10 protein-coding genes and 1 tRNA gene are annotated in these 15,423 nt (G+C 34.6%); 3 read left to right on the plus strand and 8 right to left on the minus strand.

Annotated elements, in window-relative coordinates; all coding sequences use genetic code 11:
* Positions 1-214 precede the first annotated feature (214 nt).
* Positions 215-2,983 carry a M16 family metallopeptidase gene (locus ACGLWY_RS15575; protein ID WP_396620591.1) on the plus strand — a complete coding sequence of 923 codons (2,769 nt, stop codon included), beginning with the start codon at positions 215-217 and terminating at the stop codon, positions 2,981-2,983.
* A 168-nt stretch (positions 2,984-3,151) separates the two neighbouring features.
* On the opposite strand, the gene scpA is transcribed toward ACGLWY_RS15575, so the two are convergent.
* The 8 genes from scpA to ACGLWY_RS15615 form a co-directional block, all read right to left on the minus strand.
* Positions 3,152-5,347 carry a methylmalonyl-CoA mutase gene (scpA, locus tag ACGLWY_RS15580; protein WP_396620592.1) on the minus strand — a complete coding sequence of 732 codons (2,196 nt, stop codon included), beginning with the start codon at positions 5,345-5,347 and terminating at the stop codon, positions 3,152-3,154.
* Positions 5,347-5,991 carry a hypothetical protein gene (locus ACGLWY_RS15585; protein WP_396620593.1) on the minus strand — a complete coding sequence of 215 codons (645 nt, stop codon included), beginning with the start codon at positions 5,989-5,991 and terminating at the stop codon, positions 5,347-5,349. The genes scpA and ACGLWY_RS15585 overlap by 1 nt, the downstream gene beginning before the upstream one ends.
* Positions 5,984-7,372, minus strand: a complete 1,389-nt coding sequence (locus ACGLWY_RS15590) for a methylmalonyl-CoA mutase subunit beta (RefSeq protein WP_396620594.1) — start codon at positions 7,370-7,372, stop codon at positions 5,984-5,986. Before ACGLWY_RS15590 ends, ACGLWY_RS15585 begins: the two co-directional genes overlap by 8 nt.
* Positions 7,365-7,688, minus strand: a complete 324-nt coding sequence (locus tag ACGLWY_RS15595) for a septum formation initiator family protein (RefSeq protein ID WP_396620595.1) — start codon at positions 7,686-7,688, stop codon at positions 7,365-7,367. The genes ACGLWY_RS15590 and ACGLWY_RS15595 overlap by 8 nt, the downstream gene beginning before the upstream one ends.
* Before the next feature lie 2 nt (positions 7,689-7,690).
* Complete coding sequence (gene udk / locus ACGLWY_RS15600) at positions 7,691-8,296, minus strand: uridine kinase (protein ID WP_396620596.1); 606 nt, start codon at positions 8,294-8,296, stop codon at positions 7,691-7,693.
* A 212-nt stretch (positions 8,297-8,508) separates the two neighbouring features.
* Positions 8,509-8,910: a c-type cytochrome gene (locus tag ACGLWY_RS15605; protein WP_396620597.1), complete on the minus strand. Its 402-nt coding sequence runs from the start codon at positions 8,908-8,910 to the stop codon at positions 8,509-8,511.
* 20 nt (positions 8,911-8,930) lie between these two features.
* Positions 8,931-10,055 (minus strand): PQQ-dependent sugar dehydrogenase, encoded by a 1,125-nt coding sequence (locus tag ACGLWY_RS15610; protein WP_396620598.1) that lies wholly within the window; start codon positions 10,053-10,055, stop codon positions 8,931-8,933.
* A 20-nt stretch (positions 10,056-10,075) separates the two neighbouring features.
* A complete protein-coding gene (locus ACGLWY_RS15615; RefSeq protein ID WP_396620599.1) occupies positions 10,076-12,373 on the minus strand; it encodes a TonB-dependent receptor in 2,298 nt (765 codons plus the stop codon).
* 153 nt (positions 12,374-12,526) lie between these two features.
* Here ACGLWY_RS15615 and ACGLWY_RS15620 point away from each other — a divergent pair.
* Positions 12,527-12,601 (plus strand) — tRNA-Pro (locus tag ACGLWY_RS15620).
* Positions 12,602-13,053: 452 nt separating this feature from the next.
* Positions 13,054-15,210 carry a response regulator gene (locus ACGLWY_RS15625; protein ID WP_396620600.1) on the plus strand — a complete coding sequence of 719 codons (2,157 nt, stop codon included), beginning with the start codon at positions 13,054-13,056 and terminating at the stop codon, positions 15,208-15,210.
* Positions 15,211-15,423: the final 213 nt, after the last annotated feature.

The following is a 15,423-nucleotide window of genomic DNA, read 5'->3' on the forward strand; positions in this document are numbered from 1 at the left end:
GACGAGGGTGTTTTGAGGGTGATAGCCACAGTTGCGATTAAGTATTGTGGAAAAAGACGCATAAAGAACCAAAGGATAAAACTTAGACAGTCTTTACACATGAGATCAAATGATAAGTTAAATTAAAATTAGAGTTTATTTGTAATAAATTTAACATGTTTAAAATGATTTTTTTGTTTTTAATTATTATTTTTGAAAAAATACCATTGTAATTATGAATAAAATCAATCAAAACATGAAATTATTAATGATTTCTGTAATGTTGATGGTAACATCATTAACATTAGAAGCCCAAATTAAAAAAATGGCCAGTGTTGAAGGTATTACCGAATACATGCTTGATAATGGATTGAAGGTCTTGTTATTTCCGGATAATTCATCTCAAACCATCACCGTAAATTTAACGTATTTAGTAGGGTCTAGGCATGAAGGTTATGGTGAAAAAGGCATGGCTCATTTATTGGAGCACATGCTGTTTAAAGGCACGCCCAATCATCCTGATATACCTAAAGAATTAACCGCTCGAGGGGCTAGGCCCAATGGAACGACTTATTACGATCGAACCAATTATTTTGAAACTTTTAATGCAAATGATGAAAATTTGGAATGGGCTTTAGATTTGGAGGCAGATAGGATGGTAAATTCATATGTAGCAAAAAAAGATTTAGAATCGGAATTTTCAGTAGTTAGAAATGAATTTGAAAGTGGAGAAAACTCCCCATCAAGAGTGTTAATGCAAAAGGTCATTGACGCAGCTTACATGTGGCATAATTATGGAAATTCTACCATTGGTAATCGTTCGGATATTGAGCGTGTTCCTATCGAAAATCTACAAGCATTTTACAAAAAGTATTACCGACCAGATAATGCTGTATTGATGGTAACTGGGAAATTTGAAACAGATAAAACTTTAGCTCTAATAGATAAAAAGTTTTCAGGTGTTAAAAACCCTAACGTACCACTTCGAGATATCCCAACTATTGAACCAGCGCAAGATGGAGAAAAGCGTGTAACAGTCAGCAGAGTAGGCGATTTGCAAATTGTTTCCACTTTATATCACATACCTGCTGGTTCCCATGAAGACTATGCAGCCATGGCAATTGCAGAAGAAATTTTAACCGACCAGCCTTCGGGAAGACTTTATAAAGCACTAGTTGATGGTAAGAAAGCTTCTTCAGTATGGTCCTACTCACCATTTACAAAAGAACCTTCGTTTTTGTATTTTAACGTAGATGTGCCATCAGATAAATTAATAACTGAAGCTGAAACCACATTGCTTTCTACACTAGATGGTTTTAAAGATGAACCGGTAACTGAAGAAGAGGTAAATAGAGCTAAAGCCAATTTATTGAAGAAATATGATCAAATAAGCAGAAATTCGGCGTATTTGGGTACTTATATGAGTGAATTTATTGGTGCTGGTGATTGGAGGTTGTCCTTTATTCATCGCGATAGGGTTGAAAGTATGACTGCTGATAAGGTTAACACAGCCATCCAACGTTATTTAATTAATACCAATAGAACCGTAGGGAATTTTATACCAAGCAAACAACCAATTAGAATAGAAATTGAACATACGGAAGGTATTGAAGCATTGGTTTCTAGCTATAAAGGAAAAGAAGGCTACGGAGCAGGTGAAGCTTTTGATGTATCTTATGACAACATTCAAAGCAGATTGAATTCTGGGATATTGCAAAAAACACCTATAGAGTATGGTTTTATTAAAAAAGATAATCGTGGTAAAACGGTAACACTATCCTTTACTTTTAGAAATGGAAATGTAAACGATTTTATGAATAAAGGCAAGGTGGCAAGCTATACGGCTAGAATGCTTAATAAAGGCACCCTGAACAATTCAAGACAGGACATTGAAGACAAATTGAGTGCTATAAAATCATCTATTTCCTTTAACGGTTCCAATGGTCGTGTAACTGCAAGTATTAATACAACTGAAGAACATCTTATGGAAGCATTGGCTTTAATGACCGATATGTTAAAGCACCCAAAATTTGATGCAGATGAGCTAGACAAGCTTAAAACACAAGAGTTGGCGGGTATTGAACAAAATAAAACAGAACCTCAGTTTTTGGCTAGCAAAAGGTTAAGACTGCTAAATCAAAAGTATAAAAAAGGACATCCACTTTATGCTACAACCATAGAGGAAGATATTCAAGATATTAATGCTGTTACAGTTCAGGCTATTCAAGATTATTATAAAACGTTTTATGGACTTTCAGATAACGCTACTTTAATTGCCATAGGGAATATTGACGAGCAGACATTGAAAAATTATTTTGAAACCGAATATGCCGATTTTAAGTCGAACAAACCATATGCACCTATAGCCGATACATTTGCACCTAACAAGGAGGCTAATGAGAGTATAAAAACACCAGACAAGAAAAATGCCATAAGCATAGGTGTTTTGCCTTTTGAAAGCAGTCAGGTTGATAAAGATTATGCTGCTTTACAAATAGCAGGAGAGATTTTTGGCGGCGGTGTTTTAAGTTCCAGAATTACCACACGATTACGCCAACAAGATGGTGTTAGTTATGGGGCTGGAGGACAAGTTCGTGTTGATGCAGATAAAAATGACAAAAATTCATCAATGCTAGTCTATGCTATTTATGCACCAGAAAATGCTGCAAAAGTACAAACGGGCTTTAAAGAAGAAATAGAACGTTTTATAAAAGAAGGGATTACCGAAGAAGAATTAAAAGTTGCCATTACCAGTTGGGTGCAAGGTGAGAATGTCTCTAGAGCAAAAGATAATGAACTCTCTGGATTGATTAATAATAACTTGTATTATGATAGGGATATGATGTTTCACAAAGAGATTGAAGATAAAATAACAGCATTAACCGTTGCGGATGTTAATAAAGTAATTAAAAAATACTTTAAAACTTTTGACAAATGGACTGTTGTTAACGCAGGTGATTTTGTTGAGCATGAAATTAAAAACAAAGATGAAAAGGTGGATTAACTTTTTTCATTCCATGGCATAATGTGGGTTTAATGAGGCTGTATAAAAAGTCTAGTTCCATGTCATATTGAGGGTGTCGAAATATTTTAACTTATTGGTAATCAATATCGGTTTCGACAAGCTCAACCTGACAAACTAAATTTAAAGGACTTTTTATACAGCCTTATTTTAATTAGTGTCTATCAAAATCTCTAAAATATCAATGGCTGCATCGCTAATTTTGGTACCTGGGCCAAATATGGCTGTGGCACCTGCATCTAGTAAAAATGGGTAGTCTTGTTTAGGTATGACACCACCAACAATAACCATAATATCATGGCGGCCATATTTTTTAAGTTCCGCAATAACTTGTGGTACAAGTGTTTTGTGTCCAGCTGCTTGCGATGAAACACCTAGAATATGCACATCATTTTCGATGGCTTGTTTTGCCACTTCTTGTGGTGTTTGAAAAAGTGGGCCAATATCGACATCAAAACCTACATCGGCATAACCTGTAGCAACTATTTTAGCACCACGGTCATGTCCGTCTTGCCCCATTTTAGCAATCATAATACGAGGCCTTCGCCCTTCTTGCTTGGCGAAAATATCGGCTAATTCTTGTGCCTTTTTAAACGAGGCATCATTTTTTATTTCTTTGCTATACACACCAGAAAACGATTTTATTTCAGCTTTATAACGTCCAAATACTTCTTCAAGTGCGTCACTAATTTCTCCTAATGTGGCACGCTCTCGAGCTGCTTCAACAGCTAAAGCTAATAAATTCTCATTCCCACGAAGATGGGGATCTTTTAGTTTAGATGTGAAATCTTGCCCAGATTTACTATTCAAATTTACATAAAATTTAGCCGCCTCTGTTAATTTTGATAAGGCTATGTTTACTTTTTCAGAATTTCTTTCGGCTTTAATGGTGTTTAAACGCTCAATTTGTTGTCTGCGTACCGTTTCATTATCAACTTCAAGTGTTGCTATGGGGTCTTCTTTACTAAGCTTGAACTTGTTGACACCCACAATAATATCTTGATTGGAGTCAATACGCGCTTGTTTTTTTGTTGCTGCTTGTTCAATACGCATTTTGGGTATGCCTGCTTCAATAGCTTTGGTCATACCACCAAGTGCTTCAATTTCTTCAATAAGTGCCCATGCTTTTTTTGCAATATCATGGGTTAATTTTTCAACATAAAAACTGCCCGCCCAAGGATCGACCGTTTTTGTTATTTTAGTTTCTTCTTGTAAAAACAGTTGTGTATTTCTGGCAATTCGTGCCGAAAAATCGGTTGGTAACGCAATGGCTTCGTCTAGAGCATTGGTGTGTAAACTTTGCGTGCCACCAAAAGCCGCCGCCGCCGCTTCAATAGTGGTTCTAGCTATATTATTAAATGGGTCTTGTTCTGTTAAACTCCAACCAGAAGTTTGGCAATGTGTTCTTAAAACTAACGATTTTTCGTTTTTAGGATGGAATTGCTTTACCAATTTTGCCCATAGCATGCGTGCAGCCCGCATTTTGGAAATTTCCATAAAATGATTCATGCCAATCGCCCAAAAAAACGAAAGGCGAGGGGCAAATGTGTCTATATCCATGCCTGCGTCTAACCCTTTTCTTATATATTCTAACCCATCAGCCAATGTGTATGCCAACTCAATATCGCAAGTGGCACCAGCTTCTTGCATGTGATACCCCGAAATACTGATGCTATTGAATTTTGGCATATTTTTACTAGTGTATTCAAAAATATCCGATATGATTTTCATGGATGGTTTAGGTGGATAGATATAAGTGTTACGCACCATAAACTCTTTTAAGATATCATTTTGAATGGTACCGGAAAGTTGTTCTGTTTTAACGCCTTGTTCTTGTGCTGCCACAATATAGAATGCCATAATGGGCAAAACAGCGCCATTCATAGTCATGGAGACACTCATTTCATCGAGTGGAATTTGGTCGAAAAGCCGTTTCATATCTTCCACCGAATCTATGGCTACACCTGCTTTTCCAACATCGCCCATAACACGCTCATGGTCGCTATCGTAACCTCTGTGTGTGGCTAAATCGAACGCTACCGAAAGTCCTTTTTGTCCTGCTGCCAAGTTGCGCCTGTAAAAGGCATTGCTATCTTCGGCAGTTGAAAATCCTGCATATTGCCTAATAGTCCATGGTTTTTGGACATACATGGTACTGTAAGGTCCGCGAAGGTTTGGGGTTATGCCAGCAGCAAAGTTGAGGTGTTTTAAATTTTCAATGTCTTGTTTTGAGTAAGTTGATTTTATGTCAATCCCTTCAGCTGTAACAAACGTTTCAGAAGCTTCCGATTTCGGTTTCCCGATTTCGGTCTTTAGATGAATATGCTGAATATTTTTTCTAGACATTATAATATCATTTTTTGTAAAAAAGGGTCGAAATTCACATCAAAACCTGTTAATAATTGTACGTAAATAGTTTTGCTATTTGCAGATACGATGTATGATGAATTGAAACTTGTGAGTTGCTTTTTTGTGTTTTCGATTTTATGGATTGCCTTAAAAATTTGAGTACCGGCATGGGCACTGTATTTTGCTGTGATTTTGGTGAATTCCAAATCGGTTGTTCTTGAGATTTTATCGTTATTCATGGAAATCATGCCTAAAATATACTGTGCGTCACCTTTGTGCATTGGCATATACGGCATGGTATTAATGGTGTAGGTGGAACGGGTTTCTTCATCAAAAAAGATGTAAAAATGACCTTCCATGTTGCGTAAAAACTCCAAGCGTTTTATTTCCAGTTCGTAATTTTCTTTACTTGCTAAAGAATCTATAAGCTTTTCGTATCCAGCTCTTGAATATCTTTTAAAAGCGTCTGGTAAATAAATTTTTATTTGGTCTTCGGTTAAAAAATGATATTTACCTCGAACGTCTTCAATATCGCCAACTTCTATCCAGCTTTTAACGTCTTTGGCTATGCTTAAACAGGATATGTTGCATAGTGTTAAAAAACTTAAAAGAGAAAATAATATGAAGCTGTTTCTATTCATGCTTTAATCGTTTTTGTTCTAATGTTTCGGCTAATCGTTTTTCAATAATAGGTTCTATAAGGGTTTTTCTTTGATGTGTTTTTACGAAAGGATAAAGTTCTAATTCATTTTTCATGGCGTCATTAGGGTTTGGGTGTTTGTTTGTGCCTAATAAAATAGTTTCGCCAGTATCAAACTGTTGCTGTTCTTTGGTGGCACTTTCTTTTATTTTTCGTTGAATGGTGCCTTCTTTCAATTGTTTTAAAAAACCGCCATTAGCTTCAATATCCTTAAATAGGGTTAAGGCTTTTTCTGCAAGTTGGCTGGTTAAAGATTCTATATAATAAGCACCATCAGACGGATTGTTTACCTTATCAAAATAGCTTTCGTACTTTAAAATTAAAAGCTGGTTACGAGCCATTCGTTCGCTAAACGTATTGGCTTTTTTATACATGGCATCATAAGGTAAATTACAAATAGTATTGGCGCCACCAAGTACAGCACTCATACATTCGGTGGTGCTTCGTAATAAATTGGTGTTGTAATCGTATATGGTTTTATTTCGTTTTGTAGGTGTTGCTGTGATGTGGCAATGGCTGTTTATGTGGTATTCTGGAGCTAGTGTATTCCAAAGCAGTCTTAAGGCACGTAATTTGGCGATTTCAAAAAAGTAGTTAGAACCTACGGAAACCTCAAAGGTTATTTGAAAAGTTTGTTTGGTTTCTGTGTTAAAATCACTATCAATAGCATTTAAGTATTCATTGGCATGTGCAAGTGCATAAGCCAATTGCTGTACCATGTTGGCACCTGCATTTTGGTATAAGGTAGCATCGATTTTAAAAGACTTGGTTTGTTTGGTTATTGATTTGAATTTAGTAAAATCGCTATTTATAGTGTCAAACCAATTGCCTGTCCTAGCAAGGTTTCCTATGATGTCTGTTTGAATTTGGATGTTGTTTTTTAAAGTAACCTTTCGATTGTGCTCAAGTTGCCATTCGTTTAGTTTTTTAATATATGTTTCAGAAAGAAATTGGAATTCTAAAAAAACAGGAATGGCATCAAGGTTTTCCAATAAATCTTCAATTGAAATATCTTGATTGGGTATGATGAATTTGATGCTTTCTGCACCTCGTTGAATGGCCTTAATGGCTTTTCGGTTTGATTTTTCAACATTTGCAACAAAAATAGCTTGGCAAATTTGCCATAGAGTTGCTCTAGTGTTTGGGGCTTCTGGGATGGTTTTTAAATCTTCTGAATTGTAAAATGGTTTTACCGAAATATCTTCATTACTTTTCCAAATAAGCGTTTCGTTATAATCAGCACCGTTTAAATCGAACTGGATTTTTTGTTTCCACTGTTTAGCTGAAACCGAATCGAATTCATCAAACAAACCATTAATCATTTTCTTTAGTTTTTAAGCTATCTTCATATTCAATGATATAAATTTCCTCATTATCACGTTTCATATAGTATTCTTCACGAGCAAATTTTTCTAAACCTTTTTTGGTGCTTAGTGTTTTGATAGCTTTATTATCTTTTTCAATTTCTTTTTTATAGTATTCTTTTTCACTTTCCAAAGCATCAATATCGGTATTTAATTCATGATGGATTAACCACGAATTGGCGTCGAAAAAAAGCATCCAAACTATAAATACTGCTAAAATGAGTATGAATATGTTTTTAAAAGGTTTGAATATTTTATGCTTAAAAAAAGCCATATTTATAACTTGTTATTAATAATGGTGCGAACAATATCAACCGCTACTGTGTTGTATTTGTTATTTGGTATAATAATGTCTGCGTACTCTTTCATGGGTTCTATAAACTGGTCGTGCATGGGTTTTAATGTGGTTTGATAGCGTGTTAACACTTCGTCTAAATCTCTACCACGTTCAGAAATATCACGTTTTAATCGGCGTATTAAGCGTTCGTCACTATCGGCGTGCACAAATATTTTAATATCGAAGATATTCCGTAATTCTGGATGTGTTAAAATTAATATGCCTTCAACAATCATTACTTTTCTTGGGTGCGTTAAAATAGTATCGCCTGTTCTATTATGTTTAACGAAAGAATACACGGGTTGGTGTACTGGAATGTCATTTTTTAAATCTTTAAGATGATTTTCCAAAAGCTCAAAATCTATAGATCGGGGGTGGTCGAAATTTATTTTAATACGCTCTTCGTAACTTAAATGCGTGGTGTCTTTGTAATAAGAATCTTGTGAGATAACGCCAACCTCGCCTTCAGGAAGTTCGTTAAGTATTTGATTTACAACGGTTGTTTTGCCACAACCCGTTCCGCCAGCAATTCCTATAATAAGCATGAATAGTTTGATTAATTAGGTCTTACAAAGTTAGTTAAATGTAAATCAATTACAGAACTCGTTTGAACTTTTTATAATTGGCTAAGTATTGTCTTTTTTCCTTTTGTAGTTCTGCTATGCAACTCAAAAAAATCTTCAACCGAGCCCAACTGGCGTAAGGTTAAATTTTCGCTTCAATCAAAAAAGTTTAAACGAGTTCACTGTGTCTTACTTTATTTTTTGATTTTAGAAACCTCTGCTTCGGTTACTATGTTGTCGTTTTTATTGCCCCAACTATTGTTTATGTAATTCATAACATCGGCAATTTCATCGTCACTTAAACCTAAAGGCGTCATAACATTGTTGTACTTCTTTCCATTAACAACAATTTCACCACTCATTCCAAATTTAATGCCTTTAATGCTAGCTTCCCTATTTTTAAGCAGATAATCTGAATTGGCAAGTGGTGGATAGACTTTTTCGACACCTTTCCCATTAGGTAAATGGCAGGATACGCAAAAATCGGTGTAGATTTCTTCACCGCGTTCTATACTCGCTTTTAAAGCGTTGGTTTGTGAAAAACTTGTAAATATAACTGAAAGTGTAACGAATAAACTTAACTGAAATAATTTCATATGTAAATACTTGTTGTTTTTTAACTTTTAGGAACTATTTTAACAATGCCTTTGCCTTCTACTGCCACGTAAATATAGCCATCTGGTGCTTGAATAACGTCTCTAACACGACCAATCTTGTCTAATAATTTTTCACGTTTCACAACTTTTTCCTTTTTTAAAACAAGACGTTCTAAATATCCAAATTTAAGTGAACCAACTAGAATGCTTCCTTCCCAATCTGGATATTTATTTGACGTAACAAATGCCATGCCGCTAGGAGCAATAGAAGGTACCCAATAAAAAAGAGGTTGTTCCATGCCTTCTTTTTCAGTAATATCTGTAAAAGGTGTTCCGTCATAGTTAATGCCATAGGATATAACTGGCCACCCGTAGTTCTTTCCTTTTTTGATAATATTGATTTCATCACCACCTTGTGGTCCGTGTTCATGCTCCCAAATGTCTCCAGTTTCCGGATGTTTAATTAAGCCTTGCGGATTTCTGTGTCCGTAACTATAAATGGCTGGTTTTGTATTTTCTGAATTAACGAAAGGGTTGTCTGTTGGAATGCGTCCATCGTCATGAAGTCTGTAAATTTTACCGCAATCACGGGTAATGTCTTGTGGGTTTATATCGCGTTCACCGCGTTCGCCAATAGAAAAATATAAATAGCCATCGTTATCAAATTCTATACGGGAGCCAAAATGTTGTCCTTTTTTTGAGTTAGGTGATGCCTTATATAGGACTTCTTTCTCAACTAAGCTGTTGTCTTTTAGTTTGGCGCGCATAATTGCGGTATTGCCACCATCGCCTTCTCCTTCCGCGGAAGCATAAGAGAAATAAATCCAGCCATTAGTTTCGTAATTTGGATGTAATTTTATGCCCATAAAACCACCTTGACCACGCACGTATATTTCGGGAACGCCTTCAATTAAGGTTTTTGTGCCATTTTTAAAATGAATAAGTTCGCCTGCTTTTTCGGTTATTAGCATACTGCCATCAGGCAAAAATGCCATGCCCCAAGGGATGTTTATATCTGAAACAACTAATTCTGTTGTATAATTTACGTTTTCAGGATTTTGGGCTTTTACTGCAGATTCGGATTGTTGTGCACAAGCATTTAAAGAGATTAAAATTATAACGAATGCAATATGTAGTTGTTTCATGTTTTTTTTTATAAATTTAGTTAAAATAGATAACTTACGTTTATTCCTGTGTAAAAATTAACAGGATTGCCTGGATAATAATATCTTGGTGCTGCACCGCCGAAACCAGTGGCATTAATTAGTATTTGTGATACGTAGTGCTTATCAAAAACATTATCTAAACCAAAATAAGCATTTAATTTAAGGTTTTTATTAATAGGGTGTTTGTAACCTAACTTGATATGTGTTAAACTGTAACTGTCTGTGAAAAGTGAATTGCTATCCGTCATAGGAATCCGTCCAACAAATTGGTAATTAATGGTTGTATATAGTCCTAATTTTGTATCAAAGTCTATACCAGTATTTAATATGTTTGAAGGAACGCCTGTTAGTTTGTTATTTGAGAAATTGTTTCCATCATCAACAAATTCTTTAAATTTAAAATCGTTAAGCGTGTACGAAACATAATGGTTTAATGAGATAATTTCCGATGATATCCATTGATATTTTAAAACCATTTCCAAACCATTGTGCAAGGTTCTTCCAGCATTTACGCCTATAAATTGATCGTCGCCCGTTCTTCTAGCTACTAAAAGGTTTTTGACATCCAATCTGTACAATGCTAAATTAAGTTGTAAACGATTATTGATGAAAGATGAGCGCGTACCTAATTCAAAATTCCAACCGGTTTCTGGTTTTATATGGGGACTGATTAAACCATCGGGTAATAGAGTTTCGGCAGTTGAAGGTGGCGAAAAACCATGACTTATATTAGAGTAAGCATTGATGTTGTCATTAAATACATGTGAAATACCAAATTTAGGAGATAGCATGCCTTTGAAATTGTAAGTACCCGATTGATCAGGGTTTTCATCTGTAACAAATCGGTCTAATACATCATAAGATGTTTTGTTGAAATTCAATCCAATAGAAAGGGTCGTTTTTTCTGAAGCGGTATAATTGGCCTCGAAAAAGAGGTTGTAATAGGTTCGCTTTTCCTTAAAATCCGAGAATTTATCGCCTTTAACACTACCTGTGCCTGCGGGATAATCTTGATATAGGTTTTCGTAATTTCTCGATTTATAAGAGTCTTTAAATAATTCACCACCAAGTGTCCAATTCAATTTCTTTATAGTGCCTAAGACACGACTTCGGATGCCAATTGCAGAAGTGTTTTCGGTAAGAATATCAAAAGGTCTTGGTTCGTAGGCTTCTTTGAAGGATGTAAAAATACTGGTGACTTGTTTTGTATTGCTATTATATTGATGGTTCCATGATAGTCCATGAATACCACGTTGCGAATCTTCATATCCTTTAGATTGTGCCCACGTAAAGGCGGCTGATTTCGGGTTGTTTTTAAAAGTGCTTTCGTTTATGGAACTTGGTATAAATCCTTTTAAATCTACATAGCTGGCCAAAAATGTGATGTCATCATTGTTACTTAAAAAATGGTTGGTATTTATGGTAAATGTTTGTCGGTCATAGTTGTTATTGTCTCTATATCCGTCGCTATGTGTATTACTGTGAATGGCACGAAAACTATGTTTTTCAGTTCCGTGGTTTACGTTTAAAACACCTTTCATAAGTCCGAAAGACCCAAAAGAAAGATCACTTTGTACTGTAGTTTGGTTTAGATAAGCACTTTTTGGAATTAAATGAATGGTACCGCCAAGTCCTGCACCATAGATACTAGAACCAGCTCCTTTTATGATTTCAAAACGCGAAATAGAACCAAGTTCAAAATCTTCAATAGTTGTTTCCCCATTTCCGGAAGTTAACGGAATGTCTTGAAAATAAGCCCTTATTTTAGAGGTTCCGTAGAGATTTCTAGAGCCAATACCTCTAATGGAGATTTTGTTTGTGTTTAATGCGCCCGTTTGCATAAACACACTGGGTACTCTATTTAAAACGTCAACGACATTAACCGTATTTACACGTTCGATGTCTTTAGAAGTGATAATGTCAATGGTTGTATTTGCTCTTTGTAGTTTTTGGGGAATGTGATTTGTATTTACTATAACTTCGTTTAAGTTTGAAGGATTTAATTCAAGCTGAATAATGGTGTAACCAGACTTTAAATATTCGTTTTTTTCTTGATAACCTGTTAGGGTAAATTGATAAATTCCTGTTTTTTGTACTTCAAATTCACCTGAATTATTTGAAATTACAGTGGTATTGTTTTGTGTATTTTTAATTATTGTATTAGGAATAGGTGTCCCATTTTCACTATCAATAATTCTACCTCTTATAATCTGTTGTGCATAAGTAAAAGAAATACCAATAAAAAAAACAGTTATTAAAACTGTTTTCCTTAAAATGAATAAGTTAGGTTTGGTCATTTGAATTTGGTTAATTTATTAGTTTTTAAAACTTAATATAACTTGATTTAAAATAAAAAGTCTAAAAATAGATTTTTTAAAATTAAATAAAATATTTGTTGAGTATATTATATAAAAAAGTATATTTGCATCCCGTTAGAATAAAACTAACCTCGGGGTGTAGCGTAGCCCGGTTATCGCGCCTGCTTTGGGAGCAGGAGGTCGCAGGTTCGAATCCTGCCACCCCGACACAATAGAATATCAATCAACAACAAAAACCTGTTAATCGTATGATTTACAGGTTTTTTAATTTTTAATGAAATCAAAAAGAAGTAAACAATGCAATCAAAAAAGGCAACAAATCGGATAACAAAATAATTCTTAAAAGTTTGTTGACCGAACTGTTAAAATCCATCGATTGGTTGGAGAAATAAATGTATCTTTAAAGTGATTTGGCTTTCGTCTGGTAATAAACAATTATTAACAAAAAGACGAAAACATGAAAACAACAGCAACTTTTTGTTGCAAGTCCAACTGTGACCTATCCTGAAATAAGGACTATAAGAAAAGGTATGTTGTAAGATATTTATGCTAATAGGTTAGGTTATATTATTAATAACCAGTATCTTGCCAGTATTGGAGCTAGTTTAATAACGATTCTTCTCTCATTTTGAGCTCCTAATCGTAGTATAATCATAAAAGTGTTTTATAAAATAAGTAAAAAGGAAGTAACACTTCCTGTAATTTCTTTTGTTTTAATTACAGTATTGATATTGGCAATATGGAATGAACTGATAAAATCCCATAAGCAAGCAATACATAGAAATCTAGCCCATACCGGAAAATCGGTCTCACGAGAATTCAGTTTGATTTTTGAACAAGATATAGAAAGTATTGAAAACCTTAAAATGAGGTTAGAATATACGGATGGGAAAAACTTCCAATATTGGCAAGAAGATGCGCAATTGCTTCTGGAACAAAATCCGTGCTTTCATTTTATTGAATGGATAGACTCTACTATGGTGATAAAAAGCATTGTTCCTTTAATGGGAAATGAGAGTGCCCTTAATTTGGATATTTCCAAAGTGGACTACCGAAAAAAGGAATGGATTGAACATAGTCTTGATAACACTACCAATATAACCTCTTGGACAAATATGAGACAAGGTGGGCAAGCCTTTTTAATTGACGTCCCAGTGTATTTCCAAAACAAATTTCAAGGCACAATCAGTGCCGGTCTGGATTTTAGGGAAAGCCTCTCCAGAATTACAGAAAACAAGGATGAATACCAAATAGAAATGAGTGATAGTGATGGTACTGTTTTCTATACATACAACAAACAGGACATTGTTAAAAGATCCAATGGTTTAGTTTACGAAGAAAAGATTTTAATTGATAAACTTCACAGCAAGTACTGGATCTTAAAAATGTACCCTTCCCAATCATCGATTTTAGCGGACGGGCTCAACCTCATTAATTTATACGTGCTAATAGGTTTCGTTTTGGACTTGTTAATATGCTTGCTTATTCACTTTTGTATAAAAGCAGAAGTGAGAACTAAAAGGGCGATAAGATATAGCATGGCATTATCAAAATCCAATCAAAACCTAAAAAGAGAAAAGAATAGAGCTGAAAAGGCCACAAAGGCAAAATCAGAATTTTTATCCAACATGAGCCATGAAATCAGGACACCACTCCATGCCATATTGGGATTTGTACAAATTATAAAAGGCAGCAAATTAAATGAAGCCGATAAAGTGTATGTTGATTTGTTGGATAAATCCTCATCCAGCCTTTTATCAATTGTTGATGATATTTTGGTAATTGACAGAATTGAAAAAGGGTGCATTCAATTAGAAAATATCCGTTTCAACCCATCGCAAAAAATAAATGAATTAATAGATACCTACAAGCATCTGTTCTATGATAAAGATCTTTATGTAAACTCCAAATTTAAAGAACCCTTTGGAGCCAATGTTATTGGCGATCCAAACAAATTGTCGCAAATTATAATTAACATTCTTAAAAATGCCTCAAAATTCACGGTTAAAGGAGGAGTCATTATCTCATATGCCGAAGAACAGATAGATAATCAATTAAAAGTAAAAATAACCATTGAGGATTCAGGAAAGGGTATTCCCAAGTATAAGGTGCATACCATTTTCAACAGATTTATGCAATTGGATAGCTGTTTAAAAAAACAGCATGAGGGCAGTGGTCTTGGGCTGGCCATTAGTAAAGATCTGGCCCGTATGATGGGAGGCTTTATTAAGGTTTACAGTGTTTTAAACCAAGGTTCTAAATTTGAAGTTTCAGTAGTATTTGAAATGGCAGAAAAACAAGATATGTATATTTTAAATAGGAACCATGTCAATATGGATTTTTCTTATTTAGACATCTTAATTGTGGATGACAACAAAATAAATATTGTAATACTTAAAAAAATACTGGAAGACAGTAACATAAAAGTTGATATTGCCATGAATGGTAAAATTGCGGTCAATAAAGTTGAAACCAAAAAATATGATATAGTTTTTATGGATATACACATGCCAATAATGGACGGTTATCAAGCGACACACCTAATAAGAAAGTTTGATACTGATATTGCTATTTTTGGATTATCGGCCAATGTGACCCCCGAAGCAAATACCAAAGCATTGGAGAGTGGGATGAATGATTATTTGACCAAACCATTCACCAAAGATCAACTTTATAAGCTTTTATTGCCTGTTTTAGATCATGACAAATTAAAAGCAAAAACCGATTTACACAATAAAGATAAAACGAAACGTATAATGGGTTTAATGGATCATTGTTTGCTGCCAGCAAAAAATGGACTTGAAATTTGTAAATAAAACATAAAAACCTTCATCATGGAGGATGCTATAACGCATAATTTTAATGTTCGTTTCATACCATACAGTAAACGTTTTTAATGGGATGGGTTTATGGGCTGCCTTTTATGGATAGTGTCTTTCAGTTTTATATCTTTATACAACCAAAAGCAAACAAATTTTGTTTTTAAACAGTTCTAATAAAAACACTATTAATCATGTGATTAACAGTGT

The sequence above is a fragment of the Mariniflexile sp. HMF6888 genome, assembly GCF_044335535.1.
Classification (GTDB): Bacteria; Bacteroidota; Bacteroidia; order Flavobacteriales; family Flavobacteriaceae; genus Mariniflexile.